The 2731-nt window shown below is 47.1% G+C and carries 3 protein-coding genes; 2 read left to right on the top strand and 1 reads right to left on the bottom strand.

The window, feature by feature from the left end; genetic code table 11:
• Positions 1–340: 340 nt before the first annotated feature.
• Positions 341–1009 (top strand): hypothetical protein, encoded by a 669-nt coding sequence (locus AACS18_RS19490; protein ID WP_339373267.1) that lies wholly within the window; start codon positions 341–343, stop codon positions 1007–1009.
• Positions 1010–1626: 617 nt separating this feature from the next.
• Here the strand turns inward: AACS18_RS19490 and AACS18_RS19485 are convergent.
• The gene (locus tag AACS18_RS19485; protein WP_108613069.1) at positions 1627–2424 is read right to left on the bottom strand and encodes a CPBP family intramembrane glutamic endopeptidase; all 798 of its coding nucleotides are present in this window, start codon (positions 2422–2424) and stop codon (positions 1627–1629) included.
• Positions 2425–2515: 91 nt separating this feature from the next.
• On the opposite strand from AACS18_RS19485, the gene AACS18_RS23645 reads away from it, so the two are divergent.
• A partial coding sequence (locus AACS18_RS23645) for a hypothetical protein (RefSeq protein WP_219927989.1) occupies positions 2516–2731 on the top strand: 216 nt, incomplete at its 3' end.

Below are 2731 nucleotides of genomic sequence, written 5' to 3'. Positions count from 1 at the left end.
GTTTTACTCCATGAAATACATGAGTTTCCACATGGCTGCCCCTTTTTACAGTTTTTTGCGTAGGCAGGGAAGATGAGTAGAACGATACTTGATAAAAATATAATTGTTTTTGTTTTCATAAATAATAAAAAATGCCTAAGCTAGGTTTATGTATTTGATATGCCTTAGTAATATTATCAGAGTTAAATAATGAGATTCTGTGACTTAAATCATTTATCTTGCAGGTGTTGATGATAAGTATTTCCGGCTACGTTTGAGGTAATAAAATGATCTTTATCACACATCGCAATTGATAAGTGTGTTATTTTTGTGGTTTGTAATTAAATCGAGTAAGTCCAAGATGAGAAAATGTTTACTTGTTATCATGTTAACATCTTTTATTAGTGGTTGTGCTGTATCTTATGATCCAAGTACGTCATCAAAAGCCACACAGGTGGATTTTCCTCCGCTTGGTCAGGTTAGTACGGTATATGTAGGTGACAGTATGATGTCAAAAGGAATTCTTGTTGAGGGTGAAGCCGTTGTGCTTAAAAACTCTATAGATGGTGTAGCCTATGACATACCAAGTGGAACTTACGACAAGCTAGGGTCTAACAATACTGCTGATGTATTTAAAACAGCGACAAGAGAAGGGCAAATTGTTATACAAAATCCTTTCGCCGATCCGTACCAAGCACTTGGAGTGAAGAAAAATAATCCAAATGAATTATGTGTTGTTACGGTTTTTGGTATGTATTCTTGCTATGCTGCAAATTTTGAAATAAAGAAAGTCTCTTCTTTTAATTCAGCATCATTTCAGCAAACTTTGATTTATAGTGGCAAAGTTGGAAATAAAATAAATATCGGCTATCGCGAGACTAGCCATGACATGGCTCGCCCTGCATTTAATAATGATGTTGAATATTACTTAGGTGAATCACAAGAAATTGGCTATAAAGGTGCTGTTGTTGAAGTCATTTCTGCTGATAATCAAAAAATAACATATCGAGTAGTAAAATCATTTAGATAGCAATTTAGTCGCTGATTTTTTTTTGCTCCCCCTCATCCCCAGCCCTTCTCCCGCAAGGGGAGAAGGGAGCCCGGATCGCAGCCATTCATAGCAACCGTGGTATGGTCGTGACAGCTACGGCCAACGGTTGGCAGGCACATGTCTCCTCTCCCCTTGGGAGAGGGCTAGGGTGAGGGGAGGTAACTGTAGGGTGCAATGAACAAGGTGAATTGCACCGTGACTGACCCCGCGAGGTTGCCGGTGCAATGCGCTTCGCTTGTTGCACCCTACGTCCTGTGCTTTTTCCTGATCGCGACCGGATAACCGGTGCGGCCGATTACGCTTCGCTAATCGACCCTACTTGCCTCTGTTTTATTTAACGCTCTGCTTGGCTTGATTGCTTGTGCCCCCTCATCCCCAGCCCTTCTCCCCTTATCTATGGCAAAGAGTGGGAGAAGGGGGTGCAGATCGCAGCAATTTTGGAATGCGTGACAGCTATGGCTACAGGTTGGCAGGCACTGGTTCCCTCTCCCCTTGGGAGAGGGTCAGGGTGAGGGGAGCTAACCGTAGGGTGCAATGAAATTGCACCGCTATTGAATCCGCGAGGCCGCTGGTGCAATGGATTGCATGAATTGCCGCTACCCGGCGGCGTGAGCGCCCAGAAATGCCGCCATGATGGTAAACAGCAGCCAGTCATTGATAATGTGCGCGCCGGTCGATACCCAAATATTTTTGGTAATGATGTAGCCACTGAGCAGCACAATGCGGGCCGTTCCGATAACCAGAAAACATTGCACGAAATTCCACTCATAAGTGGGCAGATGCAACGCTCCGAAGATAAGCGCAGTACAGATCCAGGCGGTGATAATGGCACGCTTGCGCGTCATGGCGAGTCTTTGGTGACAAAACCAGAGCACAGTCAGAAACGGCAAGATGGAGACCACCTCCTCACCGAACAGCTGCGGGGCCGTTTTTAAATAAAAGAGGATGAGTGCCGTATCTGAGGCCTCTGCCAGCAGGGCGTTGGCCGGGTTTGCATTCATTTTGAAAACAAGCTGCAGCAACAATGCAACGGTAAAGGAGACCAGAATATTGGCGCCAGCAATGGCCACCATCAACAGAACATCCCGCCATGTCGGTGTGCGAAACAGTGCGCACCACCCTTTACCCACCATCATGGCGAGTACAGCCAGCGGAATTAGTGGAAACAGGATGGCGGGAACAAAGCCGCCCATGGTGGTTTTAAAAAATGCGATCGGCACCGTCAGCATCGAGAAACCCAGCGCCGCACCCAGCAGGAGCATTACCCAGTGGCGGGCAGATAATGCATGGGGCCCCTCGCGATAAAAGGGAAAATCCCCGGCATTTTTACGCTCGAAACCATAGCAATCCTTGTCCTTCAATACCGGCATGGCGGCAGATTGATCTTCACTCATGGCGTCTCTCGATATGTATTCGGGTGTGGTGCAGACAATCGTACACCAAGGTTGTGCCCCGCGAGGTTGCCGCGGCCATGGGTTGCGCAGCTTGTCCCAGATACTGGATTGTTTCATTGATGCGACAGCCAAAAATGGATTGGCCGATTTGATGCAAAAATCATCATGGGCGCCACTCTGCCCGCCTGAAAAAAGCCATCCATCCCACCAAAAGAGAAGGGCCCCGCCATCCATGATGGCGGGGCCCTTTGCATTAACAGCAGTGCCGCTGATTCAACCGTTCCTACTGGCAGGGGCCACTGAAATG

The sequence above is a fragment of the Aeromonas sp. HMWF015 genome, from assembly GCF_963878965.1.
In the GTDB taxonomy this organism is placed as follows: Bacteria; Pseudomonadota; Gammaproteobacteria; order Enterobacterales; family Aeromonadaceae; genus Aeromonas; species Aeromonas veronii.
This window is presented reverse-complemented; position numbering and strand designations above follow the sequence as displayed.